The sequence below is a fragment of the Pseudogemmobacter sp. TB195 genome (genome assembly GCF_058313095.1).
The window spans coordinates 11678-36629 of sequence record NZ_JBZEGG010000005.1; the positions used below are offsets into that span (position 1 = coordinate 11678).

Consider the following 24952-nt stretch of genomic DNA (forward strand, 5'->3'; position numbering starts at 1 on the left):
CGGCCTTTTGACATCTCTGCAAGAACAGCATGTTCGTTCTGAAATCGGGCATGTTTGGGGATTTTCTGTCTAATCCCTTTTGACCCGTACAGCAGGTGCTTGTTTCATTATTAGGAACCTGATTTCATATATCAGACCCAAAGGACGTGAGCAGGAATGACGCCGAAGGCCGAAATCAGCGACAATACCCCTGCCGCTGCGCCGGGTTCAGAGCCATTGGCCTTCCAGACCGGGCTGCAATCGCCGCATTGGCCGGCCGGGCTTGCTGCTGATCTGCCGGTGACCGGCGAAAACCTTGCCGCTTTGCTCGAGCGCAGCGCCACGACCTGGCCGGAGCGGCCGGCGCTTTACTATTACGGCACCGTTTTGCGCTATGACGCCTTGCAGGCGGATGTCTGCGCGCTGGCCGCCTGGCTTATCGCTGAAGGGCTGCGCCCGGGTGACCGTGTTGTTCTTGACCTGCAAAATGCGCCGCAATTCGTGATCGGCTTTTATGCCGTGCTGCGGGCGGGCGGTGTGGTTGTGCCGGTCAACCCAATGAATACATCCGAAGAACTGGGCTGGATCGTCAGTGACAGCGGCGCCCGCATGGCGATTGTGGCGGATGAGCTGCTGGAGCGTTTCGCGGTCCTGACCGGAGCGGGCGCGCTCGACCGGATTCTGCGCCTGCGCTACCTGGACCGGGTGCCGGAGACATCTGATCCGCTGCCGGAGGTGATGCTGCGTCCCGCACCGGCAGAGGTTCCAGTGATCTCGGTCGATTTCGAGGCCGCAATCCGGGCTGGCCGGGAACTCAGCCTGCCGCCAATGCCGCCCGGGGGCGAGACGCTTGCGATCCTGCCTTATACGTCCGGCACCACTGGCCGACCCAAAGCCTGCTTTACCACCCATAGCGCTGCCGGCTTTGTCGCCGAGGCGCAGCGGGTCTGGTATCGCACCGATCACAGCTCGGTCATGACCTGCTTCATGCCACTGTTTCATGTGGCGGGCATGATTGCCTCGATGGCCGAGGCGATCTGTGCCGGGGCGGCGCTTGTGCTTCTGACCCGCTGGAACCCTGATGCCGTGCCCGGCCTCTTGCGCCGCCATAAGGTGACCTGGTGGTCTGCGGCGCCGACGATGATCGTCGATGTGCTGGGGTCGGAGAACTTCACCGATGATTGTTTTGCCTCGCTGCAGGTGCTGACCGGCGGGGGCGCCTCGATGCCGGCTGCGGTGGCCGAGCGCCTGTTCAGCAAATGGGGGCTGCGCTTTTGCGAGGGCTATGGCCTGACCGAAACCATCTCTGCCACCCATATCAACCCGCCGGATGCGCCAAAGGATCAGTGCCTCGGGCTGCCGATACAGAATACCCATTCGATTATTGTCGATCCCGAAACCCTGTTGCCAGTGCCGCAGGGGGAGCTGGGCGAGGTGTGGATCTCGGGGCCGCAGATCATGCGCGGTTACTGGAACCAGCCCGGCGCCAGCGCTGAAACGCTGGTGACGCTGAACGGCAGGACCTGGCTGCGCAGCGGCGATCTCGGCTATGTCGATGCCGAGGGCTATTACTTCATTGTCGACCGCATCAAGCGCATGATCAATGTCTCGGGCTATAAGGTCTGGCCGGCGGAATGTGAGATGCTGCTTTATCGGCATCCTGCGGTGCATGAGGTTTCGGTGATCTCGGCCCCCCATGCCCGCAGCGGCGAGACGGTCCGCGCCGTGATCGCGCTGAAGCCCGAATATCGCGGCAAGGTCGATGCCGATGAAATTATCACCTTCGCGCGCGGGCTGATGGCGGCCTATAAAGTGCCGAGGGAAGTGGAGTTCCGCGATGCTCTGCCGCGCTCGGGATCGCGTAAGATCGACTGGCGCAGCCTGTGGACCGAGGCCTGGAAAAAGACATGACCGAACAGATCTGGTATGAGACCTTTATCCCCGGCACGGTTCTGCAATCAGCGTCGCGGCTGATCACCGTGCAGGATATTGATGATTATGCCCGCCTGACAGGCGAGGATCATCCGGTTCACATGAATGACACCTTTGCGCGTGAGGCCGGGTTCGCGGGCCGTATCACGCATGGCCTGTTCAATCTGGCGCTGATCGAGGGGCTGAAGGCCGGGCTGGGCTGTTTTGACCGCTCTGTCACCGCATCGCTGGGCTGGAGCGACATCAAATTCTCTGCCCCGCTTTACCCCGGTGAAGAGGTGTATCTGAAGCTTGAATTCATCAGCCGGCGCGAGACGTCAAAGCCCGGACGCGGCCTCGCGACCGAGCGTGGTTATCTCGTCAAGACGGATGGCACCGAAGTGGTACGGGGCGATCATCTCATCTTTTTGCTGATGCAACCGGCAGGCGTTAGCGGAACAGAGGGTCAAGGCTGATGCATCAGATCCCGCTCCGGCTTCTTTCGGCGATCCCGACGCTGTTCGGAGTTGTGCTGGCCACCTTCCTGCTGACGCGCGTTCTGCCGGGCGATCCGGCGGTGATCTTTGCCTCGAACCCCTCGATGACCAGTGCCGATATCGAGGCGGTCCGCCAGAGCCTCGGGCTGGATCAGCCGCTGCCGCAACAGTTCCTGACCTATCTGGGGGCCATCGCACGCGGTGATCTGGGGCAGAGTTTCTCAACCGGGCAGCCAGTGCTGACCGAGCTGATCAACCGGCTGCCTGCCTCGGCAGAGCTGACGGTGATGGCCTTTCTGCTGGCGCTTGGCGTTGCCATTCCGCTGGGGCTAGCCGCCGCGCTGCGACCGGGGTCGCTGATCGACCATCTATCCCGGATCATCGCGACGCTGGGCGTCTCGATGCCCACCTTTGTGACCGGGCTTTTGCTGATCTATCTGTTCTATTTCCTGATCGGCGTCGCGCCTGAGCCGATTGGCCGGCTTGATCCCTTTATGTTCGAGCCTGACCGCGTCACCGGCTTTCTGACCATCGACGCGCTGATTGCCGGCGATCCGGAAATCTTCTTTGCTGCGCTGAAGCAGATGGTGCTGCCAGCAGTCACCATGGCGCTGTTTGCGCTGGCACCGCTGGCGCGGATGACGCGGGCGGCAATGCTGGAGGCGCTTGGGGCCGAGTTCATTCGCACCGCCCGGGCCTCGGGCCTGTCAAAACGCAAGATCGTGCTGACCTATGCCTTTCGCAATGCCATGCTGCCTCTGATCACGACCATGGGCATGACACTTTCCTATATGCTGGGCGCGAATGTGCTGGTGGAGCGTGTCTTCGCCTGGCCCGGCATTGGCAGCTTTGCCATGGACAGCATCATCAACCTTGATTACGCGCCGCTCCAGGGGTTCATGCTGATGATGGCGCTGATCTTCATTCTGATCAATCTCGCCACCGATATCCTTGCGGGGATCGTCGATCCGAGGGCCAGCAAATGAACGCCTCCCTCCTGAAAATCAGGCTGCGGGATGCCCGCTATGTGCTGGTGGAAAACCCGCTGAACATTCTGGCGCTGGTGCTTTTGCTTGTGATCCTCGGGGCCGCGCTGTTTGGTTCGGTGCTGGCGCCGCATGATCCACTGGCCACCAATTCGGCGCAGGCACTGCAACCGCCTTCGGCGCTGCACTGGTTCGGGACCGACCAGCTTGGCCGGGATATTTTCAGCCGGGTGCTGGTCGCCACCAGGCTTGACCTCACCATCGCCTTCGGGGCGGTGATCCTTTCCTGTGTGGCCGGATCGCTGATCGGCGCGATGATCGGCTATTGGGGCGGGCCTGGCGATGTGGTTGTGTCGCGGCTGGTCGATGTGCTGATGGCCTTCCCGCTTTTCGTGCTGGCGATGGGGCTGGTGGCGGCGCTTGGCAATAGTGTGATCAATATCATTTACGCCACCGCGATCATCAATCTGCCCTTTTATATCCGCCTGTGCCGGACAGAGGTTCGGGTGCGCCGCAACCTTGGCTATATCGAGGCGGCGAAGGTTGGCGGCTCGTCTGACATTCGCATTATGACGCGGTTTCTGCTGCCCAATATCGGTGCGCCGATTGTGATCCAGGCCTCGGTTAATCTGGGCTGGGCGGTGCTGAACGCGGCAGGGCTTTCCTTTCTCGGCCTCGGCGTCAGCCCGCCGACAGCGGAATGGGGGATCCTGGTGGCCGAGGGCGCGCGCTTCATGATGTCGGGCGAATGGTGGGTGGCTCTGTTCCCGGGGCTTGCACTGATGCTGACGGTCTTCACCTTCAACCTGACCGGCGATGCGCTGCGTGACCTGCTTGACCCAAGGATGCGGACATGAGCGCGCCCCTGCTTTCCGTCAGGAACCTGACCGTCGATTTCGCCACCCGCCATGGTGATGTGCATGTGCTGGATGATGTCAGTTTCGACATCGGTCGCGGCGAGATCATCGGCATCATCGGGGAATCCGGCTCGGGAAAGTCGGTCACCGCCTATACGATCATGGGCATTCTGGACCATGCCGCCCGTATCCGCAGCGGCGAGATCGCGTTTGACGGGCGCGATGTGCTGGGGATGAGCGCGCCGGAGCGTGACAGCTGGCGCGGTGCCGAAGCCTCGATCATCTTCCAGAACCCGCGCACGGCGCTGAACCCCATTCGCGCCACCGGCGATCAGATCGCCGATGTCATCGCACGCCACAGCCCCGCCAGCGCCGCCGAGATCCGTCGCCGGACACTCGATGCGCTGCGCGAGGTGCGCATCCCGGACCCCGAGCGCCGGATGAAGGCGATGCCCTATGAGCTCTCGGGCGGGCTGTGTCAGCGGATCGGGATTGCGATTGCCCTCGCCTGCCGGCCGCGGCTGCTGATTGCTGATGAGCCGACCACCGGGCTTGATGTCACGACCCAGGCGGTGATCATGGATCTGATCCGCGATCTGGCGCAGAGCCAGAGCATGTCGGTCGCGCTGATCACCCATGATCTGGCGCTGGCAGCCGAATATTGCGACCGCCTGGTGATCATGCATGCGGGCCATGTTGTCGAGACGGGTCCGACCCCGGAAATCATAACCGCGCCCCGCCATCCCTATACCAGCCGGCTGCTGCGCTCGGTTCCTTCAATGGTGGAGGATCTGAACGAGCTGCATCCGATCCAGGGATCGCTGCCGGATCTGCGCCGCAAGGATCTGCCGCCCTGCCGTCTGGCCGAGCGCTGTGACCGCCGTCTTGCGGTCTGTGATGCCGGGCGGCTGCGGCTGGAAGCCTGCGGCCCCGCGCATTCTGTTGCCTGCAGGAACCCGCTATGACCCCCCAGCTGATCGCCGCACATGGCCTGAAAATGCATTTCCCGCAGCGCTCCGGCAGGCTGTTTGCGCCAAAGGTGCATCTGCATGCCGTAGATGGCGTCGATCTTGAGATCGCGCCCGGCGAGGCGCTTGGCCTGGTCGGGGAATCCGGTTGCGGCAAATCCACGCTGTCGCGGCTGATCTGCCGGCTGCTTGACCCTACCGAGGGCCGCATCGAGCTGGAAAATGTCGATATAACCGCAAGCAGCGCCGCGCGCTTTGGCCGCTCGCCCGCGCGGCGCATGGTGCAGATGGTGTTCCAGGATCCGACGGAAAGCCTGAACCCGCGCTTTACAGTGTTTGATCTGATCGCGGATCCCGCCCGGACGCTTTTGCCGAAGGAAGGCGCCGGGGCCCTGCGGCGCCGGGTAGAGGATGCGGCTGATGCCGTCAGCCTGCCGCATACGTTGTTGCAGCGCTTTCCGCATCAGCTGTCTGGCGGGCAGAAAGCGCGGGTTGGTATCGCGCGCGCGCTGGTGGTCGAGCCGAGGCTGATCGTGCTTGACGAGCCGACCTCGGCGCTGGATGTCTCGGTACAGGCGACGGTGTTGCAGCTTCTGGATAAGCTGCGGCGCGAGCGTGGCATTGCGATGCTGTTTGTCAGCCATGATCTGAATGTCGTGCGGCTTTTATGCCAGCGCATCGCGGTGATGTATCTTGGTCTGGTGGTCGAACAGGGCACCACGGAAGAGGTCTATCACCGCCCGGCGCATCCCTATACCCAGGCGCTGCTTTCGGCGATCCCCAACCTGCGGGGCCGCAAAGGCGCGCGGATCAAGCTGGAGGGCGACCCGCAAAGCCCGTTCAATCCGCCACCCGATCGCTGCCGCTTTGCCGGTCGCTGCCCGGTGGAACAACCCGACTGCACCCGCGCCGCGCCGCAGCTTCTGGGTCATGGCGGCAGTCAGCTGGTCCGCTGCTTTCATCCGGTCTCTGCCGCCGCAGACTGAGCTTTCCCGGAGGGAAAAGGAAAAGGCGGCCCCAACCGGGGGCCGCCTTTGCTTTTGTCTCTCAGGATATCAGCCGCGCGAGAGAGGGCGCAGATCCAGCTGACGGTGGAAGGTATAGGAGTAGTTTTCGACCGATTTCGCCAGACCCACATCCAGCGTCGGATGCCAGAGCAGGATGATCGGAACCTCTTCCTTCACCAGCTCGATCATCCGCAGGATATCGGCATCATAGACCGCCTTATCGGTTTCGTAGCGGGTCTTGTCGACCAGCGCTTTGAATTCCGGGTTCTGGTAATTGCCGAAATTCCAGCGGGTATCGCCAAAATAGAAGATGCGGAAGAAGTAGTCGGGGTCCGCGAGATAAGAGGTCGATCCCTCGAAGTAGAAGGGGACCTTCTTCTCCTGCAAAAGCGTGCCAAGCTGGCCGGCCGGCACCTTTTCCAGGTTAACCCTGATACCGATCTTGCCAAGGCTTTCCTGGAGCAAAAGCGCAACAGGCTCGGCGACGGTGGCGACTGACAGCTCATAGGCAAAGCTGGTCTCGAAACCATCTGCCAGACCGGCCTCGGCCAGCAGGGCCTTGGCCTTGTCTAGATCGGTGGAATAGCCCAGCGGTTGCGGGAAGGTGGTGGTTTCCGGCTTGCCGGGCGTGCCGCCAAACAGCGGCTGGGCGCGGCCAAACAGGGCCGATTGCAGCATGTCATGATAGGGCAGCGCATAGGCAATCGCCTGGCGCACCCGCACATCATCGAATGGCGCTACGGCATTGTTCATGCCGATGAACTGGAAGTTCGAGGTCGGCACTCCGACAACCTTGATGTCAGGATTGTCCGACAGCGCGATCACGTCTTTCGGCGGCAGATCCTGTACCACATCGGCATCGCCCTTGATCAGCGAGGCAACCCGGCTTTCGGCGGTCGGCACAGTCTGCCACAGCACTTGCGCAAATCCCGGCTTCGGCCCCGATTTCCAGTCATCGAACCGGCTGAAGAGAATGCGTTCTCCGATCTGCGCGCGCTCGATTTTGAACGCGCCGCCGCCTGCGGGATTGGTCTTCAGCCATTCCGAGGCAAAGGGATCCTCGGCGGTCGCATGCTGCGTCGCAAGTTTCGAGTTGACGATGATCGGATAGGTCAGCGCGATGTTGGGCAGCGCGAAACGGTCGGGCTGCGGCAGGTCGACGCGGAACGTATGCGTGTCGACGACCACGAATTGCTCGGGCGTGGTCATCGAGCCGGTCGAGAACTGGGCCAGACCGATTGGCGAGGCGACGAGACGGTCAAAGGACCATTTCACATCCTCGGCGGTCACCGGCGCGCCGTCATGGAAAGTGGCATCTTTGCGCAGATGGAAGGTGATCTGCTTCTGGTCTTCCGACACTTCAAAGCTTTCGGCCAGCTCAGGCTGAATGTCGAAGTAATCGTAATAGAAGGTGCCATCCTCGCGCGGCTTATAGGCGAATTTCAGCAGCCGGTCATAGATGTTCCAGGTGATCTGCAACGAGTTGCGGTTCACGCCGACAGAGAAGCTGTCGAATGAGTTCGCGGCCCCCTCGCTGAGAACCCGCAGCGCCTCTGCCCTGTCCTGGGCATATGCCCATTTCGCCGGCAGAACCGCGGTTGCACCGAACAGGGCCGAGCTGGCCAGAAAAGCACGACGATTCATGATTGCTCCCGATGGAATGTGATTGCCAGTCTATCGACGTTCTGGGGAGATTATTCCACCAGATATAGCAGTTCACGCAAAACTTGGTTGGTTTGTTCTATTTATTGGGGCAAGGTCGGAATATTAATCTACCGCCTTGCCCATTCTCAGATCTGCTGACCGGCCCGGTCTGCCGGGTTCAGAAACCGACTTTATCGCCACCCTTTGTCGCCAGCATACGCCGTGCATCAGCCGGGGTCGCGACGGTCTTTTTCAGCCCTTCGATCACCGTGCGGATCATGCCGACCTGTTCGGCATTCGACTCTGCCAGCTTGCCCGGACCGGCATAGAGACTGTCTTCCAGGCCGACTCTGACATTGCCGCCCATGGTTGCGGCCATGGTGGCCATGTTCAGCTGATGGCGTCCACCCGCCAGCACCGACCACTGATAGGTGCCTGCGCCGAACAGGCGGTCGGCGGTTTCCTTCATGAACATGAGGTTCTCGGGGCCGGGGCCGATCCCGCCCAGCGTGCCCACGATCAGCTGCAGGAACATCGGCACCTGAACCAGCCCGCGATCCAGCATATGGGCGAGGTTGTAGAGATGGCCGACATCATAGCATTCAAATTCGAACCGGGTGCCGCCTTTGCCCATCACCTCAAGGATTGTCTCGATATCCTTAAAGGTGTTGCGGAAGATGGCATCGCGGGAGGCCTCAAGATAGCCCTCTTCCCAGTCCTCGATGAATTTGCCGCGATACTTTTCGGCCATCGTATAGGTGCCGAAATTCATCGAGCCCATATTGCACGAACACAGTTCGGGTGAGGCGGTCGAAGGTGCGAGCAGCCGGTCCGAGATCGACATGAAGGTCGAGCCGCCGGTGGTCATATTCAGGATGGCATCGCTCTCGGCCCGGATCGAGCGCAGAATATGCAGCCAGATATTCAGGTCCGGGGTCGGGCGATGGGTCTCAGGATCCCGGGCATGCAGGTGGATCACCGCCGCCCCGGCCTTTGCCGCCCCGATTGCCTGTTCGATGATCTGATCCGGCGTCACCGGCAGATATGGCGACATGGTTGGCGTATGGGTTGCGCCGGTGATGGCGCAGGTGATGATCACCTTGTTGCGGTCTTCTTTCGGGATCATTTGCGCATCACTCCGTATATTCCAGGCCGCCGCAGATCTGCATCACCTGGCCTGTGACCGGGCGACCGGCAGGGCCGGTCAGATACAGCACCATCTCGGCGATTTCGGCAGGATCGACCATGGTTTTCATGGAAACTGCGCGCAAAGCGATGGCCTCCATTTCCTCATATCTGATGCCACGGGTCGCGGCCCGGTCGGTGAAAACGCGTTTGATGCGGTCGCCCGCCACGACACCCGGCGCGATAGCATTCACGCGGATCTGATGCGGGCCAAGCTCGACCGAGAGGGCGCGCATCAGCGAGATCACCGCAGCCTTGGACGCGGCATAGGGCGAGCGCAGCCCGAAGGCGTATTTGCCGGCAACCGAAGCCATGCAGACGATCGAGCCGGAGGCATTCTTCTTCAGATGCGGGATCGCGGCATGGGCCATGTAGAACTGGCCATGGACATTCACGTCAAAGCAACGCCGCCAGGCTGCGGCATCCATCTCTTCCACCGACGCCGCAGGGCCGGCGATGCCGGCATTGTTGATCAGGATATCAAGCCCGCCCATCGCCCCGGTTGCACGGGCAACGAAAGCATCACATTGCGCCTGGTCAGCGACATCGCAGATCATGGTGCCGATCCCGGGCAGCTCAGCAGCGGCTTTGGCCAGCACCTCTTCGCTGATGTCGCAGATCCAGACCGCTGCACCCAGGGCATGATAGGCTCTGGCGATGGCAAGACCGATCCCGCTGGCGCCGGCGGTGATGATCACCCTTTGCGCAGACCAGTAAGTTGTTGCCGTCATGTCGTCTCCTTATCGTCGGTCCGGAGCAGCGGGTGATATGCCAGTCTGCCGTCCTGAATGTGATCGCTGTTAACCCGCAGCTGGGTCGATCGCGGCAAGCCCGCCATCAAGCACCGGCGCATCGCGTTCGGCGGCCCGCGCCGTAAACCGGATGCGGCCAGGCTCTGTGGTCCAGCAGGACAGGCGCAGCGTCTCGCCGGGGAAAAGCGGGCCGGTGAAGCGGGCGGTAAAGCGGCGCATCCGGGCGGCATCCCCGCCTGCGAAGCGGCGGAGCACTTCAAGGCAGGCGATGCCGAATGTATTGGCGCCATGCATGATGGGCCGCTCGAACCCAATTTTCCGCGCGGTGTCGGGATCGATATGCAACGGATTGCGATCACCAAGCAGGCGAAACAGCAGCGGACTGTCGCTGCGGGTGGGCAGGTCGTGGGTCTGGTCAGGCTCTCCCGCAGGCATTGCCTCGCTGGCGAAAGCTTCGCCCTGCGAGCCGCCAAAGCCGCCCGCGCCCATCACGAAGAAATTGGAATATGAGGTGAAGACGCGCTTGCCGCCCTGCCAGACCTCGCTGATCTGCAAGGCAAGCGCTGCCTTCCCCTCGCCCTTGTCGGTCAGGCCGCCGATCCGGGTCCTGACCGTCACCTCGCCCGAGGCAATAAAGGGGGCTTCCATCCGCAGATCCAGCCCGCCATGTACCACCTTTGCGATATCGACCCCGGCAGGCTGCATCCAGTCGTCAAAGAAACACAGATTCTGGCCAAAGCTCGGGACAACCTGCAGCCCGTCCTCGCGGATATAGCGGAAATCGCCTTCGGCCACCGCCCGGTCTGCGCCGCAGCACAGCGCGTAAAGCATGGCGTCGCGATCCTCATAGGAGAGGCTTCGATCCGCAATCGGTGTTCCAAAGATGCGGGAAGGATCCAGAGGCATTGGGGATTCCGGGCTGTTGCAGGCGGAGCCTTGCATTGTTCGAAAAAAATTGCAACAGGGGTTCAAATAGTGGAACGTTTTAATCGACCGCTGCATCAGTGCCGGTCGGGGATCTGAGCTCAGCCGCTGAAGGATGTCGAAATGCCTGCGCCCTTGCCCGAAGCCGTCATCGTCAGCACAGCCCGCACTCCGGTGGGCAAAGCTTATCGCGGTGCCCTGAATGACACCTCGCCACAACGACTGGCCGGCCATGCGATAGCGGCGGCGCTGGGGCGGGCGGGCGGGGCCGGGGCAATCGGACCTGAGGTCGCGGATGTGATCCTTGGCTGCGCGCTGCAACAGGGCGCAACCTCTTTCAATATCGGACGCCAGGCAGCGCTGGCCGCAGGATTGCCGGTGACGGTGCCGGGCATGACGGTTGACCGGCAATGCTCGTCCGGGCTGGTGGCCCTGTCGCTGGCCTGCCAGCAGATCCGGCTGGAGGGGCGGCGGATCGTCGTGGCGGGCGGGGTCGAAAGCTGCTCGCTGGTGCAGACGCCGCAGATGAACCTGCATCGCGCCCGTGACCCGGACCTCAGCGCCCGCATCCCCGCGCTTTACATGAGTATGATCGAGACGGCCGAGATTGTCGCGCAGCGCTATGGCGTTTCACGCGAGGCGCAGGATGCCTTTGCGCTGGCCTCGCAGCAGAAGATGGCGGCGGCCCAGGCGGCGGGCCATTTCACCGCCGAGATCGCTCCGCTCACCGTCCTGCAAAAGCGGACCGACCGGGACAGTGGCGAGGAGACGCTTGCCGAGGTCCACTTCTCGCAGGATGAATGCAATCGCCCGCAAACCCGTGCCGAAGACCTTGCCGCGCTGCCGCCGGTCCTGAAGGAGGGGCAGCAGATTGCGACCGGGGTTTGCGTCACCGCCGGAAATTCCAGCCAGGTCTCAGATGGGGCCAGCGCGCTTGTTGTGATGTCGGGCAGCGAGGCGGCGGCGCGCGGGCTGGCACCCCTTGGCACGCTGCGCGGCATCGAAATTGCAGGCTGCGCCCCGGATGAGATGGGGATCGGCCCGGTCTTTGCGATCCCACCGCTGCTGAAACGCTTTGGTCTTACGGTCGCGGATATTGATCTTTGGGAGATCAATGAGGCCTTCGCCGCGCAGGCTGTTTATTGTGCCGACCGGCTGGGGCTGCCTTTTGACCGGCTGAACGTCAATGGCGGGGCTATCGCCATGGGCCACCCCTATGGCATGTCGGGCGCAAGGATGAGCGGGCATATCCTGCTGGAGGGCCGGCGGCGCGGCGCGAAATGGGGCGTGGTCAGCATGTGTATCGGTGGCGGCATGGGCGCGGCCGGGCTTTTTGAAATCTTCTGATCAGGGCGCGCCATCATGCAAAAGATCCCGCTTTCCGCCAGCGTCCATGCCGAGATCCGCGATGGTATCTTGCTGATCATCACGGATAATCCGCCGGTGAACGTGCTTTCTGCCGATGTGCGGCGCGGGCTGATGGCGGGGTTTGATCTGCTGGAAGGCCGCGATGATCTGCGGGCCGCCGTGCTGCTTTGCGAGGGGAAAAGCTTCTTCGCCGGCGCGGATATGGCGGAATTCGGCGGTGAGATCGCGATGCCGGATCTGCCGGCGCTGATCACCCGCCTGTCTCAGCTGTCGCGGCCGGTGGTGGCTGCGATGCATGGCACAGCGCTTGGCGGCGGGTTTGAACTGGCGCTGGCGGCAACTGCGCGGGTGGCGGCACCCTCGGCCGGGATGGGCCTGCCTGAGGTGACGCTGGGTCTTTTGCCCGCCGGGGGCGGTATCGCGCAGGTGACGAGGCTGGCGGGCGCAGAAGTCGCACTGGATCTGGTGCTCTCGGGGCGCCGCATCGGGGCAGAAGAGGCCCGGCAGTCAGGGCTGATCGACCGGATCGCAGACGGGGATCTGCGCGAGGCGGCATTGGCGCTGGCCGGGTCGCTTCCTGCGCGGGTCGGGCCAAAGGCCGATCCGGACGCCGTGAGAAGAATTGCGGAATACCGGCGCAGGAATGCCGCGAAACTGGCCGGGCGTGACGCGCCTGAGGAAATCCTCCGGCTGATAGAGATGGCGGTGCAAGACCCCGATCGCGACCAGGGGCCAGAGGCGCGCGAGGCGTTTTTCCGGCTGGAACAGGGAGAGCAATCACGCGCGCTGCGCCATGTCTTTGCCGCCGAGCGACGCCTGAAAGACCTGCCCTTCCTGCCGGCTGAAACGCAAAGCCTGCCGGTCGCGACGGTGGGCGTGGTGGGGGCCGGGACGATGGGCAGCGGCATTGCCACGGTGCTGGCAACCGCCGGGTTCAATGTGCTGCTCTGTGATTCCATGGCCGAGGGGCTTCAGCGCGGTCTGCAGGCGGTCTCCGATAATCTTGCGGGTGCAGTCCGGCGTGGCAAGATGGATGACGCGGCCCGCACGGCGGCGCTGTCCCGGCTTTCGGGGCATGCAGAGCCGGAGGCGCTGGCCGGCGCTGATCTGGTGATCGAGGCGGTTTTTGAACGCCTTGACGTCAAGACCGCGCTCTTTGCCCGCCTTGACGCGATCTGCAAGCCGCAGACGATTCTGGCCAGCAATACCTCGTTTCTGGATATCGACGTGATGGCCGCTGCCACCGGGCGTCCGGATCGCGTGCTGGGGATGCATTTCTTCAGCCCCGCCCATGTGATGCGGCTGCTCGAGGTTGTGCGCGGCGCAAAGACCAGTCCCGAAGTGATCAGGACTGCGGTCGATATGGGGCGGCGCATGCAGAAAATCACCGTATGCGTCGGAAACTGCCACGGCTTCATCGGCAACCGTATCCTGCTTGCGCGGCAGAGGGCTGCGATGGATCTCTTGCTGGCGGGGGCCTCTCCCTATGATATCGACAGGGCAATGACCGGCTTTGGCCTGCCGATGGGGCCGTTTCAGATGGCCGATCTCGCGGGTCTTGACGTTGGCTGGGATCGCGACGGCAGCGCCGGGCGGACGCTGGAAGAGGTGTTCTGCGAAGCGGGCCGCTTTGGCATGAAGAACGGCCTGGGCTACTACGATTATGACGAAAAAGGGCGCGGCCAGCCCTCGGCGGATGCCATGGCGCTGATTAATGCTTTCCGGGCGCGCCACCCTGAGAAGTTGCGCGATGCCGCGCCTGAGGCGCTGCTGGATCACCTGCTGGAGCCGATGCTGGACCAGGTTGACGCCATCATCGCGGAAGGGATTGCGCTGCGGCCCTCAGACATTGATGTGGTCTGGGTGCATGGCTTTGGCTGGCCCCGCTGGAAGGGCGGCCCGGCCTGGCATCGCGGCCATCGCTGAGGGCGCGGCGCGGCTTACGACAGCGGCTGATGACCAAGCTGCGCCGAGAAGCTGATCGCAGCCCGGCGCACCACGTCTGAAATCGCCGCCAGTTTTTCTGGGCTCAACCTGTAGCTTGGCATCGAGACGCCGATGGTCGCATAGGCTTTGCCATCGGTGCCGATCACCGGCGCGGCGACCCCTGAGATTCCGTCGCGATATTCGTCCCGGCCAATCGCACAGCCAGCTGCCCGCATCCCGGCCAGTTGCGTCAGCAGCACTTTCGGGTCGGTGATGGTGTGATCGGTAAAGCGCTGCATCACCGGACCCAGTTCCATGACCTTCGGCGGCTCCTGTTGCATCAGAAACGCCTTGCCGAAGGAAGAGGCGTGCAGCGGCGACCGGCTTCCCAGTGGCGCAATGGCCTGAAGAGGCTGCGCGCAATCCACCTTTTCGATGATGATCACCTCCTGGACATCGGCCCGCGCAAGCAACGCGGTTTCATCCACGGCTGCGGTGATCGCCTGCAAATGTGGCCGTGCCATGATGCGGATATCGCTGCGCTGAAAGGCCCGCACGCCGACTTCCCACATCTTCACCGTCATCAGATAGCGGCCATTGGGCTCATCCTGGGTGACATAGCCCATCTGCGAGAGGGTTTCGAGCAGCCGGTAGGTGGTGCTTTTGTTCATCTCGATAGAGCGGGACAATTCCGCCAGCCGCACCGGCGCATCATAACGCGACAGATGCTCAAGCAGGGTAAGGGCTTTGCCGACGGTACCAGACATCTATACGCGCTCAAATCCGACTGAGGGAATTCATTCCTGAGGATGATTAGCCACAAGGTCCGGATGCCGACAAGCAGCTTTTACGGTTTGGCTTTTTGCTCGACCGTTTCAACAGGGTTGCCCGCCCGTTTCCAGTCGCCAAAACCACCGAGAATATGGGCGACCGGGGCAAGGCCCATATCCTGCGCCGTTTTCGCAGCCAGCGCAGAGCGCCAGCCCGAGGCACAGTAAAACACAAAGGTCTTATCTTCCTGAAAGACCGGCTTGGCATAGGGGCTTTCGGGGTCGATCCAGAATTCCAGCATGCCGCGCGGGCAGGAGAAAGCCTCGGGGATCTTGCCCTCGCGGGTCAGTTCGCGCGGATCACGCAGATCGACAAAAACCACATCATCGCGGCCGTAAAGCGCCAGCGCCTCTTCGGTGGTCAGGGTTTTCACCTGCTGATTGGCCTCGGCGACCATGTCTTTGATATGCCGGGTGATGGTCGATGGCATGCTGCATTCCTGCTGTAAAAGACGGGGACAGGCCGAAGCCGGGATCTTGTGGACGGTTGCCGGCCAGACTGAAAAAAGCCTAGCCTGGGGCGCATTATTCCGCAATAAAAATAGAACGACGTTTTGAATAATGAACCACCATCGCCGGTGCGTTGTCGTCTGGCCCCAGGTCCGCGCTTGTGCAGCCGGGCAGAAAGGTGTTTCGACAGGCAGCAGGCCCAGGTGAAAGAAAAGCGGAGCGGCACCGATGTCTGTCACCCTGAACCATTGGGGAATTGACCGTCCGATAGTGGAAGAGGGCCGCCTCACCGGTATGAGACCGGCAGAAGGTGATCCCTCACCCTCGCGGATCAGCGAAAACTTCGTGGGGTCGGTCAACGGCCCGATGCGGATCACGCAGCCCATGATCCGCAAGGGGTTTCTCGAGGGCGATGGAGGCGCAAAGCGCGGTGAGGACAGTTTCGTCGCCGTCAGCTGGGATGAGGCAAATGCGCGCGTCGCGAAAGAGCTGCGCGAGATCATTGCTGAGCATGGCAATGAGGCAATCTTTGGGGGGTCTTATGGCTGGGCCAGCGCAGGGCGCTTTCATCATGCGCAAAGCCAGATCCACCGGTTCCTGAACCTGCTCGGCGGCTATGTCCGCTCTGTCAACACCCACAGTCATGCCGCCGCCGAGGTGGTATTACCGCATCTGATCGGCAATCAGGATGGAATGGCCGACAATCAGACCCCATGGGAGCTGATCGTCGGCCATACCGAACTTTTCGTGGCGTTTGGCGGGCTCGCGGTCAAGAACGCCCAGGTCAGCGCCGGCGGCGTCAGTCAGCACAGGGTGCCCGATCAGCTGCAGCGCGCGCGCGCTGCCGGCACCCGTTTCGTCAATGTCAGCCCCCTGCGCGATGACACGCCCGCAGGCCTTGATCCGGAATGGCTGGCGCTGCGGCCAAATACTGATGTGGCGCTGATGCTGGCGCTGGCATATGTGCTGGAAGCCGAAGGCCGCGCCGATCATGCCTTTCTGGACCGCTATACCACCGGCTATGACCGCTTCCGGGCCTATCTGACGGGCCAGAGCGACGGGATCGCGAAAACCCCCGCCTGGGCTGCGGCGATCACTGGTCTTACGCCAGAGGTGATCACCAGCCTCGCGCGCGAGATGGCGCAGAAGCGCACGATGCTCTCGATGGCCTGGTCTTTGCAGCGCGCAGATCACGGCGAGCAGCCGGTCTGGATGATCGTGACGCTGGCCGCGATGCTGGGCCAGATAGGCCTGCCCGGAGGCGGTTTTGGCACTGGCTATGCGGCGGCGAACCGGGTGGGAAACATCTCTTTGCCTTTCGCCTGGCCTGCATTTCCTCAGCTGAAAAATCCCGTCCGCAGTTTTATCCCGGTGGCCCGGCTGGGCGATATGCTGGAACAGCCGGGCGCGGCCTTCGACTATAATGGCGCCCGCTATCACTACCCGAAAATCGAGCTGATCTGGTGGGCGGGTGGCAATCCCTTCCACCATCAGCAGGATCTGGGCAGGCTGCACCGGGTCTGGAAAAACCCCCGCTGCGTCATCGTGCAGGAGCCGTTCTGGAACGCGATCGCCAAACATGGCGACATTGTCCTGCCCTGCACCCTGCCCCTGGAGCGCAATGATCTGGGCATCACGAAAGGCGAGCCGCATCTTGTTGCGATGAAGCAGGTGGTGGCGCCTTTTGCCCAGTCCCGCAATGACTTTGACATTCTGGCGGGCATTGCCGCCGCCATGGGGATGAATGAGGATTTTACCGGTGGCCTGGATGAGATGGGCTGGCTGAACCGGCTTTACGGTGAAAGCCGCGAGGTGGCGGCGCAGAATGGCTATACGCTGCCAGAGTTTCACCGTTTCTGGCAGGATGGCGAATTTGCCTTTACCGCCACCACGCCGCCGCGCGCGTTGCTGCAGGCTTTCCGCGAAGACCCGCTGGCCTATCCTCTGGCAACGCCCTCGGGCCGCATTGAGATCTTTTCCGAGCGGGTGGAAGGGTTTGGATATGCGGATTGCCCTGGCCATGCCACCTGGTTCGAGCCGGGGGAATGGCTTGGCAATGCGCCGCAGAACGGGTGGGGCGATGCGCTGCATCTGATCTCGAACCAGCCTGACCGCAAGCTGCACAGCCAGCTTGACCTGGGCAGTTATTCGCGTGAGGCAAAGATCCGTCAGCGTGAACCGGCCAGGATAAACCCGGCCGAGGCGGCGCGGCGCGGCCTCGTATCGGGTCAGGTGGTGCGGGTCTGGTCAGAGCGCGGTGCCTGCCTCGCGGGGCTGGTCATTTCGGATGCAATTGCGGATGGTGTGATTCAGATATCGACCGGCGCCTGGCTTGACCTCTCGCACGAGGGGCTGGACCGGCATGGCAATGTCAATGTGCTGACGCGAGATCTGCCGACCTCCAGTCTTGCCCAGGGTCCGACCGCCCATACAACGCTGGTCTGGGCAGAGCCCTGGCTGGGCGAGTTGCCCCGTCTGGAGGCGTTTTTTCCGCCCGAGATCAGTGGCACCGACCAGCTCTCATGATCTGTGCCGGCGTCGGGAACGGTTGCTCGTGATGGGATTTGCGCCAGATCTTCCGGTTCTCTGTATCGACCCGGCGGGATCTCGGCCAACCGATCAGGCCGTTCCCGATCCAGCCCGTGGCCCCCAGGGTCGGGCGGCAGGGCAATCATCACCATAGCCCTGATCCAAACGTCTGGCTCGGCGAGGCCGAATTGGCAGATGCCCTTTTTCGCGCGCCGCTTGCCGAGCGACAAGATCGTGGCGGTCAGGGGCAGACCCGCAATCGCGCATCTGAAATCCGCCTCATCCTTGCCTTCTAGGAACAAGGCGGATCCCGGCCGGGTCCACGCGCTGTCGCTCGAGGCGGAGGTCTCCTGCGCCCATCCCTCTCGCGCCGGAACCGGGCCCGGGATGACTTGCCGCGTTGTCGCTACGACGACCAGGCGATCAAAGCTCTTGAGGCGAAATTCCTGATCTCGTCAGGCGAGGTTATCGAAGCTGTCCGGCATGTGACGGGAGATGGTCGGGATCAGGCGCGGTTTTTGAAGCGCCAGGACTCGTTGCCTGTTTCGATGAACTTGCAGTGATGAGGAAGACGGTCGAGAAGCGCAGTGGTCATCCTGGTATCGCCGAACACCATCGGCCATTCGCCAAATGCAAAGTTGGTGGCGACGATGATCAAGGTGCGTTCATAGGGGTGGTGATCAGGCAGAGCGCGAGCGGGCAGCCGGATTGCGCGAAGGGCAGGTAGCCCAATTCGTCGAGGATGACGACGTCGAGACGTGTGAGGTGGTTGGCAATACGGCCCTGCTTGCCGCCGCGGGTCTGGACCGCCGCGACTGGAGTTTCGCGGCTCTGATCACGGGGGCGGGCTGGCTGCGCCGCCGGGAATCTGCATGTCGCCCGGCAGGTTGTAAGCGATCGCGCTGTGGGGCCGGACCTCGCTGTCGTAACTACGCCAAAGGGGCTTGCGACGCGCCTCGCTGACGCACTGCGATCCTCAGGTGCGGCGCGGCGGCAAACACACCCATCCGCAAGAACGGGCGACGAGGGCGGGAGGACTGTCCCGCCGCCAAGGCCCACAAGAGATCCTCAAAGCCACAGAATGCCTGGGACGAGCGGCCTGGAAGCGCATGGACCGGCGCAGAAACACAGACCAACAGGAAACTCCCGAAGGTTGTCCTCAGTCGAGTTCGAGCCCGAAACGGCGCACGAGATCAGTGATCTGCGCCTCGGTCAGCAGGCGCGGCTGGCGGCCATGGGTCAGCAGGACCAGCTTCGCGGTCTCTTCCAGTTCCTCAATCGCATTCACGGCGGCGTCGAGATCCTTCCCGGCCACCACCGGCCCATGATGGGCAAGCAGCACCGCCGAGCGACGCCCGGCCAGGCTGCGCACCGCATCGCCCATCGCGGGATCGCCGGGCGCAAAAAAGGGCAGCAGCTTCACTTTGCCGAGTCGCATCACTGAATAGGCGGTGATCGGCGGCAGCACATTGTCGGGGTCGGTGTCGGGCAGCACGGAAAGCGCCACAGAATGCGTTGAATGCAGATGCACCACCGCGCCGGCGCCCTTTCTGGTGTCGTAAAACGCCTCGTGCAGGGCCATTTCTTTGGTCGGGGCATCGCCGGCTGTCTGGCGTCCATCGGCGTCGAAAAGCGCGAGACGGCCCGGCTCGAGCGATCCCATGCTGGAGCCGGTGGGCGTTACCAGCAATCTCCCATCCGACAGCCGGGCCGAGATGTTCCCCGAGGCGCCGCAGGTCAGGCCGCGCTCAAAGATCGAGCGGGCAAAGCGGCAGATGTCGTCGCGCAGGCGGGTTTCCTCGCTCATGTCGCCCCCAGGATTGTATCGGCTTCGGCAAAGAAATCGGGCCCCCCGAAATTCCCGGATTTGAGCGCGAGGGCAAGCGCGCTGCCATTTGGCAGGCCGCTGCGCAAAGCCGGTGCTCCGGGTGCGATTTCCGGTCCAATTTCCAGTGAATGCAGGCCCAGCCCCTCAACCACCGCTCCGGAAGTCTCGCCGCCCGCGACGATCAGCCGGCCAATCCCGCCCGCAACCAGCGCCCGGGCGATGGCCGCAAACAGCGCTTCGATCGCTCCGGCTGCGCGGTCGCGACTGTGTTTTTCCTGCGCCGCCCGCACCACTGCCGGATCGGCGGATGAGTAAATCAGCGGGCGATTGCCTTGCGCCAGTGCCCAGGCGGCAATTTCTTCGGGCTTCAGTGCGCCGGCAACGGCGGCGTCGGCGCTGATCTCAAACACAGGAAGGCCCTGAGCCTGATGTCGCGCCACCTGGCCGCGCGTCGCGTTGGAGCATGATCCCGACAGCACCGCGCTTTTGCCGCTAACGCCCTGCCAGCTGTTCTGCCCGCCTGCCAGCAGTCCCCGGCGGCGGAAATTTCCCGGCAACCCCATCGCGATCCCCGAGCCGCCCGTCACCAGCGGAACCCCGTCCAGCGCGCTACCGATCTCGATCAGGTCCTGATCCGAGAGCGCATCGACGACGATCAGCCTGGCACCCGCCGCATCCGCGCGCGCCAGCGCAGCGGCGATCTCTGCCGCACCCTGGCGCACGCTGGCAAAGCCGATATGGCCGGTTTTCAGAACGGTCTGGGCCGCGAGCCAGCGGCGAATATCGGGGTCACTCATTGGGGTGAGCGGGTGGTTCTCCATCCCGCTTTCGCTCAGCAACCGGTCATTCACGAAGAGATGCCCCTGGTAGACCGTGCGGCCCGCTCCGGGAAAGGCAGGGCAGACCACCACCTTGCGGGCGGCCAGTGCCTCGGCCAGCGCGGCCGTGACAGGGCCGATATTGCCCTCGGGTGTAGAGTCAAAGGTTGAGCAATACTTGAACAGAAATTGCCGGCAGCCCTGCGCGCGCAGCCAGTCCAGTGCGGCGAGGCTTTGGGCAATCGCCGCATCAGCCGATATGGTGCGGGATTTCAGCGCAACCACACCGGCCTCGATACCGGGATCTGCGGGTCCTGCGGGCACGCCGCAGAATTGCGTCACCCGCATGCCCTGAAGGGCGAGGGTATTGGCGAGGTCGCCTGAGCCGGTGAAGTCGTCACCAATACAGCCAAGAAGCATATGGGCTTTCCGATGGAAGAGGGGTTGAGAGGGAGGGCGTGACATGCACCTGCGGGGGACTGGCGGGGCTTTGGTCAGTGCCGGATCCCGGGCGGGGCGGGTTGCGCTGCGGAAGCAAGCTGCGGAGCCGGCATTTCTCCGGGCAGGCGGAAGGCAGGCCGCGACTCACCCGGTACGGACTTGTTAAGCCCGCGATCCGTTGTTCTGTAACACATGGAAAACATGTAATAATATTCCTCACCACCCAGGTGTGCCGGATCTTGGCTGACGCGCTGTTCTGGCCCTGTGCCGTAGTCTGATCCGGTCACAAATTTAACAGCTTGACCCGAAGAATGGAATCATCCTTATATGCAAACGTTCCCAGAGAACGTTTGCATTAGTCTGACGCAAACGTCTCCGGGGCGAGGGAGGAGATCTATGTCTGATGCGACCGGCCGCGAAAGCGGCAGCCCTGCATTTGCGGGGGCGGTGGCGCTATGTGCCGAAAGCCTGCGTAAGGCTTACGGGGCGACCGTTGCGCTGGAACATGCCGATATTTCGCTGGCGGCGGGCCAGGTCCATGCGCTTCTGGGCGAGAATGGCGCTGGTAAATCGACGCTGGTGCGGATCCTGACCGGCGCGGTGCGCCCGGATCAGGGCGAGATGCAGATCGGCGCGGCGGCCTATGCGCCGGGCTCGATCCTTGCGGCGCAAAGCATGGGCGTGGCGACCGCGTTTCAGGAGCTGAGCCTCGTGCGCAACCTGACCGTGGCGCAGAACCTGCATTTGCCGCAGCAGCCAAAAGGTGGCTTTGGCATCAATTCCCGCCGCCTTGGCGAGGAAAAGGCGGCGGCCACCCTGGCTAAATACGATATGGCCCGCATCAGCCCGCGCAGTCTGATCGCCGATCTGCCGCTGGCCGAGCGCCAGCGCATCGAGATCCTGCGCGCGATGGAGCATGCCTCAAAACTGCTTATTCTTGACGAGCCGACTGCTTCGCTGGCTGAGACCGACTGGCTGTTCGATCTGATCCGCAAGAGTACCGCGCGCGGCCTTGCGGTGCTCTATATCTCGCACCGCCTGCCGGAGGTGCGCGAACTGGCGACGCGGGCCACCGTTCTGCGGAACGGGCGTTCGATTGCGAGCGTCGATCTGGCGGCGGCGGATGATGACGATATTTTCGAGATGATGGTCGGCCACAAGGTCGATCACGCCCGCCCGGCCCGCGCGCCACGTGCGACGGCCACGCACCGGATTGAGGTGGAAGACGTAACAGGCCGGGGCGTGAACGGCGCCGGTTTCACGCTCGGCACGGGCGAGGTTCTGGGCGTCGCGGCGCTGGAGGGCCAGGGCCAGCGCGGGCTCTTCCGGATGCTTGCCGGGCTGGAGCCGGTCAGCAGCGGTGAGATCCGTGTCGATGGCAAGCCCGTCACACTGCGCAGCCCGCGCCAGGCGCTGGCCGCCGGCAGCGGCATCGCCTTCCTGCCCGAAGAGCGCAAGACCGAGGGTATCCTGGCCGGCCTCTCCACCGCCTCGAATGTGGTGCTGCCTGTATTGGGCCGTATCTCGCGCGCGCTGATTGTCGGGCCGAAAGCAGAGGCAAAACATGCGCTTGAGACGGCCGCGAAGGTCGATCTGAGCCCGCGTTATCTGGCTTTCGCCATCGGAGACCTCTCGGGCGGCAACCAGCAGAAGGCGCTGATCGCGCGCACCATGGCGACGGGGGCCCGCACATTGGTGCTTTACGACCCGACGCGGGGCGTCGATGTCGGCACCAAACAGGCGATCTATGACGCGATCCGGGCCTTTGCCGATGAGGGCGGCTCGGTGCTGTTCTACTCATCCGAACTGCCCGAGATCGTCCAGCTCGCCGACCGCGCGCTGGTGTTTTACGGCGGCCGCGTGAATGGCGTTTTCGAGGGCGAGGCGATCACCGAACAGCGCCTTGTCGCGTCCATGTTGGGCCAGGGAGCGGAAAATGCTCCCCGCGCAAAAGGGGAGGCGGCATGAGTTCCGCGACTGAACAGAGACAAATGAAGCGAAAGCCGGTGCTCAAAAGCCTTCTGACCGAGGGCGCGGTGCTCATCGTGCTGATCTATGTCATCCTTTACGCGATCAATGTCTGGCAGCAGCCGCGCGCCTGGTCACTGGGAGCCTTTGGCAATCTGGTGAACAATTCGGTGCCGCTGGCGCTTGCCGCCGCAGGCCAGACCCTGGTGGTATTGTCGCGGGGCTTTGACCTTTCGCTCGCCGGGGTGGTCTCGCTCACCAATGTGGTGATGGCGGTCTATCCCCTGCAGGGGCCAGCTGGGGCGCTGGCCTCGCTGGGGATCTGTCTTGGCATCGGCGCGGTGGTCGGCGCGGTCAATGGCTGGCTGGTGGCGGGGCTGCGGCTCCAGGCTATCGCGGCGACTTTGGCCACGATGATCATCTGCCAGGGCATCGCACTGGTGATTCTTGATGCGCCCGGCGGCCAGGTGGCCACCTGGGTGAGCTATGAGCTGACTGACCGGCTCTGGGGGGTGGTGCCGGTTTCCGGGCTGGTCGTGCTGGCGGTGATCGTGATCTGGAGCCTCGCCCGCCGCACCGACTGGGGTGTCGCGCTTTACGCCATTGGCGAGGATGAACAGGCGGCGCGGCTTTCCGGCGTGCCGGTGGCGCGGGTGCGCTTCCTGACCTTTGTCGGCGCCGGAATGCTTTACGGGCTGGCGGGTTATATGCTCTCGGCGCAGACCGCGACCGGCAACCCCAATGCCGGGACGCCACTGCTGATGCTGGCCTTTGCCGCCGTGGCGCTTGGCGGCACGGCTTTCACGGGCGGCAAGGGAGGGCTTTTCGCCTCGGTCATGGGGGCGGGCACTCTGATGCTGTTGCAAAAGGTGCTGTTCTCCAGCGGCGTCGCCTCTTTCTATACCGGGATTTTCCAGGGCGCGGTGCTGATCCTCGCGGTGGTCTTCAGCGGTGTGCTGGCGGGCATCGGGCGCGGTGCAGGCCTTGGGAAGCGCTGAGATGAAACAGATGATTACTTCCACTTCAGCCGAAAAATCCTCAGGTTACGCAGCATCCCCCGACCGGCGTGGCGCGGCCAGGATCTCACGCGAGACGATCTCGACGCTCGCGGTCTTTGCGATCTGCATCCTCATGCTGCTTGGCTCGCGCTTCATCAGCCCCAATCTCGGCTCATGGGCGCAGGTGCAGACCGTGATGGTGCTGGCCTCCTTCCTGGTGGTTCTTTCGTTCGGCCAGGGGCTGGTGATCCTGACCGGCGGGCTTGACCTGTCACTGCCGGCGCTGATCACCCTTGGCGGGGTGCTGGCGACCAGTCTCGTGGGGGCGGGTAATACCGGTGCATGGTATCTCCTGCCGCTTGTCGTGGTGATCTGCGCCGGGGTGGGGCTTGCCACCGCCATCGGCGTCGTCTGGCTGAAAGTGCCGCCCTTCATCATGACCATGGCGACCTCGATTATCGTGGCATCGGTCGCGCTTGGCATGACCAAGGGGACGCCGCGCGGGGCCTCGCCCGAAGCGCTGACCTGGCTGATGAAATCGCATCTTGCAGGCGTGCCGCTGCCGGTGGTGTTCGTGATCCTCTTCGTGGCGTTCGGCTGGCTGGTGCAGTCGCGTTCCACGCTTGGCCGCTATCTCTACGCGCTTGGCACCAATCCCGAGGCCGCGCGCATCGCCGGCATCCCGATGCTGACCGCACAGGTGGCGCCCTATGTGATCAGCGCCGCCTGCGCCGGTTTCACCGGCATGATGCTGGCAGGCTATTCGAACGGCGCCACGCTGCGGATGGGTGACAATTACATGCTGCCCTCGATTGCGGCGGTGGTGATCGGCGGCTCGTCGATCCTTGGCGGCTCGGGCTCGTTCCTCGGCACCGTCGGTGGCGCGATCCTGCTGACGACGCTCGGCACCATCATCTCGGCGATCGGGCTGCAATTCGGCCTTCGCACGATCATCGAAGGCGCCATCATCCTCGTCGCATTACTGCTGCTGCGCGACGAGGTGTTCGAGAAGATCCGTGCCCTGGTCCGCAAGGGCTGAGGTCAGGGGAGGGCGGCGCCTGCCTGAGCGGGCGCCGGATGCAGAGA

Annotated in this window: 20 protein-coding genes and 2 pseudogenes; 13 read left to right on the plus strand and 9 right to left on the minus strand. The window is 63.2% G+C overall.

Going from position 1 to position 24952, the window contains the following annotated elements:
• Positions 1-156: 156 nt before the first annotated feature.
• Genes AC4FS3_RS06910 through AC4FS3_RS06935 form a run of 6 tightly spaced genes read left to right on the plus strand, consistent with a single transcriptional unit; the run spans position 157 to position 6184 of the window.
• Entirely contained in the window at positions 157-1890 is a 1734-nt protein-coding gene (locus tag AC4FS3_RS06910) for an AMP-binding protein (protein ID WP_491019909.1), read from the plus strand.
• On the plus strand, positions 1887-2366 hold the full coding sequence (locus AC4FS3_RS06915) for a MaoC family dehydratase (RefSeq protein ID WP_491019910.1): 480 nt from the start codon (positions 1887-1889) through the stop codon (positions 2364-2366). Before AC4FS3_RS06910 ends, AC4FS3_RS06915 begins: the two co-directional genes overlap by 4 nt.
• Entirely contained in the window at positions 2366-3373 is a 1008-nt protein-coding gene (locus tag AC4FS3_RS06920; protein ID WP_491019911.1) for an ABC transporter permease, read from the plus strand. Before AC4FS3_RS06915 ends, AC4FS3_RS06920 begins: the two co-directional genes overlap by 1 nt.
• Entirely contained in the window at positions 3370-4230 is an 861-nt protein-coding gene (locus AC4FS3_RS06925) for an ABC transporter permease (RefSeq protein ID WP_491019912.1), read from the plus strand. Before AC4FS3_RS06920 ends, AC4FS3_RS06925 begins: the two co-directional genes overlap by 4 nt.
• Positions 4227-5195: an ABC transporter ATP-binding protein gene (locus tag AC4FS3_RS06930; RefSeq protein WP_491019913.1), complete on the plus strand. Its 969-nt coding sequence runs from the start codon at positions 4227-4229 to the stop codon at positions 5193-5195. The genes AC4FS3_RS06925 and AC4FS3_RS06930 overlap by 4 nt, the downstream gene beginning before the upstream one ends.
• Positions 5192-6184, plus strand: coding sequence for an oligopeptide/dipeptide ABC transporter ATP-binding protein (locus tag AC4FS3_RS06935; protein WP_491019914.1), 993 nt, complete (start codon positions 5192-5194; stop codon positions 6182-6184). The genes AC4FS3_RS06930 and AC4FS3_RS06935 overlap by 4 nt, the downstream gene beginning before the upstream one ends.
• Positions 6185-6253: 69 nt before the next feature.
• Here AC4FS3_RS06935 and AC4FS3_RS06940 read toward each other — a convergent pair whose 3' ends face one another.
• From AC4FS3_RS06940 to AC4FS3_RS06955, 4 genes are all read right to left on the minus strand, one after another.
• Complete coding sequence (locus AC4FS3_RS06940) at positions 6254-7849, minus strand: ABC transporter substrate-binding protein (RefSeq protein ID WP_491019915.1); 1596 nt, start codon at positions 7847-7849, stop codon at positions 6254-6256.
• 178 nt (positions 7850-8027) lie between these two features.
• The gene (kce, locus tag AC4FS3_RS06945) at positions 8028-8975 is read right to left on the minus strand and encodes a 3,5-dioxohexanoate:acetyl-CoA acetone transferase (RefSeq protein WP_491019916.1); all 948 of its coding nucleotides are present in this window, start codon (positions 8973-8975) and stop codon (positions 8028-8030) included.
• 7 nt (positions 8976-8982) lie between these two features.
• Positions 8983-9765 carry an SDR family oxidoreductase gene (locus tag AC4FS3_RS06950; protein WP_491019917.1) on the minus strand — a complete coding sequence of 261 codons (783 nt, stop codon included), beginning with the start codon at positions 9763-9765 and terminating at the stop codon, positions 8983-8985.
• Between the two features lie 69 nt (positions 9766-9834).
• On the minus strand, positions 9835-10692 hold the full coding sequence (locus AC4FS3_RS06955; RefSeq protein ID WP_491019918.1) for a MaoC/PaaZ C-terminal domain-containing protein: 858 nt from the start codon (positions 10690-10692) through the stop codon (positions 9835-9837).
• 153 nt (positions 10693-10845) lie between these two features.
• Between AC4FS3_RS06955 and AC4FS3_RS06960 the strand changes: the two genes are divergently transcribed.
• Together AC4FS3_RS06960 and AC4FS3_RS06965 are read left to right on the plus strand one after the other, a co-directional pair.
• Complete coding sequence (locus AC4FS3_RS06960; protein WP_491020054.1) at positions 10846-12057, plus strand: acetyl-CoA C-acyltransferase; 1212 nt, start codon at positions 10846-10848, stop codon at positions 12055-12057.
• Between the two features lie 15 nt (positions 12058-12072).
• Positions 12073-14004 (plus strand): 3-hydroxyacyl-CoA dehydrogenase NAD-binding domain-containing protein, encoded by a 1932-nt coding sequence (locus AC4FS3_RS06965; RefSeq protein WP_491019919.1) that lies wholly within the window; start codon positions 12073-12075, stop codon positions 14002-14004.
• A 14-nt stretch (positions 14005-14018) separates the two neighbouring features.
• Here AC4FS3_RS06965 and AC4FS3_RS06970 read toward each other — a convergent pair whose 3' ends face one another.
• The gene (locus tag AC4FS3_RS06970) at positions 14019-14771 is read right to left on the minus strand and encodes an IclR family transcriptional regulator (RefSeq protein ID WP_491019920.1); all 753 of its coding nucleotides are present in this window, start codon (positions 14769-14771) and stop codon (positions 14019-14021) included.
• 80 nt (positions 14772-14851) lie between these two features.
• Positions 14852-15265: a rhodanese-like domain-containing protein gene (locus AC4FS3_RS06975; protein ID WP_491019921.1), complete on the minus strand. Its 414-nt coding sequence runs from the start codon at positions 15263-15265 to the stop codon at positions 14852-14854.
• Positions 15266-15512: 247 nt separating this feature from the next.
• Here AC4FS3_RS06975 and AC4FS3_RS06980 point away from each other — a divergent pair, with 247 nt between their 5' ends.
• The gene (locus AC4FS3_RS06980; protein WP_491019922.1) at positions 15513-17810 is read left to right on the plus strand and encodes a molybdopterin-dependent oxidoreductase; all 2298 of its coding nucleotides are present in this window, start codon (positions 15513-15515) and stop codon (positions 17808-17810) included.
• 508 nt (positions 17811-18318) lie between these two features.
• Here the strand turns inward: AC4FS3_RS06980 and AC4FS3_RS06985 are convergent.
• A pseudogene (locus tag AC4FS3_RS06985) lies at positions 18319-18605 on the minus strand (ATP-binding protein); the annotation flags it as partial.
• A 174-nt stretch (positions 18606-18779) separates the two neighbouring features.
• Between AC4FS3_RS06985 and AC4FS3_RS06990 the strand changes: the two are divergent.
• Positions 18780-18926 (plus strand): annotated as a pseudogene (locus AC4FS3_RS06990) (IS5/IS1182 family transposase); the annotation flags it as partial.
• A 46-nt stretch (positions 18927-18972) separates the two neighbouring features.
• Here the strand turns inward: AC4FS3_RS06990 and otnC are convergent.
• Both otnC and otnK read right to left on the minus strand, forming a co-directional pair.
• Positions 18973-19620, minus strand: a complete 648-nt coding sequence (gene otnC, locus AC4FS3_RS06995) for a 3-oxo-tetronate 4-phosphate decarboxylase (RefSeq protein WP_491019923.1) — start codon at positions 19618-19620, stop codon at positions 18973-18975.
• Positions 19617-20879: a 3-oxo-tetronate kinase gene (gene otnK / locus AC4FS3_RS07000; RefSeq protein WP_491019924.1), complete on the minus strand. Its 1263-nt coding sequence runs from the start codon at positions 20877-20879 to the stop codon at positions 19617-19619. Before otnK ends, otnC begins: the two co-directional genes overlap by 4 nt.
• Before the next feature lie 417 nt (positions 20880-21296).
• Here otnK and AC4FS3_RS07005 point away from each other — a divergent pair, with 417 nt between their 5' ends.
• From AC4FS3_RS07005 to AC4FS3_RS07015, 3 genes are read left to right on the plus strand one after another with little or no spacing between them, the layout of a single operon-like run.
• Entirely contained in the window at positions 21297-22868 is a 1572-nt protein-coding gene (locus tag AC4FS3_RS07005) for a sugar ABC transporter ATP-binding protein (protein ID WP_491019925.1), read from the plus strand.
• Positions 22869-22891: 23 nt separating this feature from the next.
• Complete coding sequence (locus AC4FS3_RS07010) at positions 22892-23866, plus strand: ABC transporter permease (protein WP_491019926.1); 975 nt, start codon at positions 22892-22894, stop codon at positions 23864-23866.
• A 1-nt stretch (position 23867) separates the two neighbouring features.
• On the plus strand, positions 23868-24905 hold the full coding sequence (locus AC4FS3_RS07015; protein ID WP_491019927.1) for an ABC transporter permease: 1038 nt from the start codon (positions 23868-23870) through the stop codon (positions 24903-24905).
• Positions 24906-24952 lie beyond the last annotated feature (47 nt).